Origin of the sequence: Halomonas sp. 707B3 (genome assembly GCF_024158645.1) — a bacterium.
Lineage (GTDB): Bacteria > Pseudomonadota > Gammaproteobacteria > Pseudomonadales > Halomonadaceae > Vreelandella > Vreelandella lionensis.
The window spans coordinates 1-1661 of record NZ_JAMZBE010000284.1; the positions used below are offsets into that span (position 1 = coordinate 1).

The 1661-nt window shown below is 48.5% G+C and carries 2 protein-coding genes; both read left to right on the plus strand.

All coding sequences use genetic code 11. The features are described 5' to 3' along the window. Positions 1 to 606 precede the first annotated feature (606 nt). Positions 607 to 1299, plus strand: a complete 693-nt coding sequence (locus tag BIS10_RS18655; protein ID WP_253507751.1) for an inovirus-type Gp2 protein — start codon at positions 607 to 609, stop codon at positions 1297 to 1299. Between the two features lie 173 nt (positions 1300 to 1472). Further along, positions 1473 to 1631, plus strand: coding sequence for a hypothetical protein (locus BIS10_RS18660; RefSeq protein WP_253507754.1), 159 nt, complete (start codon positions 1473 to 1475; stop codon positions 1629 to 1631). The last annotated feature ends 30 nt before the right edge of the window (positions 1632 to 1661 follow it).

Consider the following 1661-nt stretch of genomic DNA (forward strand, 5'->3'; position numbering starts at 1 on the left):
GAATCTGGGTGCCGTCCATGTCATACCTCCTGCCGCTGTGGAGGTCATATTCTGGCCCAGCTCAGGGGGCGAATTCCACACCCAACGTCGAAGAGCCGTAATTTTCTAATGATCAGAGAGATGTCATGTAGCAACGGATACCCGTGAGGTATCGTGTCTTATTCACTGCTCAAAGCAGAACACTTTGATAATTTATCAACACCTGCTTACAAAGCACTTCCATACAAAACCTGCACCTAAACCATGGCATTTTTATTCATGGCAACCTAGTGAACTGACGGGTAAGTAATATGGGGTGATTGCCATAGGTGAGAGTGTACTGTTGACGTAGTCATAACAGAGAGACAGTCGCTTAGTCATAGAGCACCTACAGTGCTCAATAGGCAAGACATAATGCGGGTACTGCTGTGAGACAAAGCTCTTTAGCAAGCAGCGTATAGCCATTGCTTAAATTGACGACGCTATCTATGTCGTCATGAAGAGGCAAGAGAAACCCAGCATTAAGCTCCCTAGGAACATGACTGTCGCTGTCACGAACGTTTTATAAGCCACAACGCCTCTCGGTGCCTGTTGTTGATGCTTTCATCCATCAACGAGGTAACCCACATGTTTCATGATCATCTCTTACGCCACCCGGATAACGATAAGCTACGTTTTTACTGGGGTGAGACATATCAAAAATACGACATTTCGTTCAAGCCAGGCATACCACAGATTGAGAACTACTTAGCCTCTGCCTGGCGTACATTGCATCACTGTGTTGACCAACAACACTTAACCTTTGCGGTACGTATGGATCTTCATTTTCCAGAAGCGATGTCCCGCTCTCCACTGCATGACAACAATGAGGTGCTTACTCGCTTCTTTCGTCATCTGCGCTATGAGTTGGATCGCGTCAACCTGAAGTATCCGCATAACCTTCGCTATATCTGGGCAAGAGAGCAAGCCCATAGCGACAAACCGCACTACCATCTCATGTTGTTATTGAACAAGAATGCTGTGGATAGTATCGGTTACACAGGCCCTAGCGATGACGGAAGCTACTCTAGGGATAATCTGTTTCATCGTGTCTATCGTGCGTGGTTAAAGGCAATAGGGTTTAGTGGTGATGATCTTCGTTGGGGTCAAATCGTTCACGTAAGCGAGCATCCAGCGACCGGGCGTTATTGGTCAGGGGTGCTCCACAGGGATGACTACATGGCCATGAATGACGCGATGTACATGGCAAGCTATCTCTGCAAGGCCTATACCAAGCCGTTTTGCCAAGGCATTAAGGTGTTTGATTGCAGCCGCCGATAAAGAGTGCCGGTCGCCGGTTTCCGGCTTTGCCGTAGTCATCGTCCTAAAACACCCCGTAAAACCGTTCTTTTAAGCCTGCGAAGACGCCTGCCGTAGTGACTACGGCATGTGCATGTTATGGACACATTCAGCCACCGCAAGGGCAGGCGTCTTCATTGATAGGAGGTTACCCAATGGACGAGGCACTCTTTTTCTCACTGCAACTAGAGAAGTTCCCCGGACACGAAGAAACCATGCGCCAGTTTGCTGAGGCCAACGACATTCTGATCTTACCCAGCAACAGTGGACACTGGTTTAAGCGATCATTCGGGCTTCAAAGGCCTCTGGGCTGATCATCCCAATAGCACTGTGCCGCCGTTGTT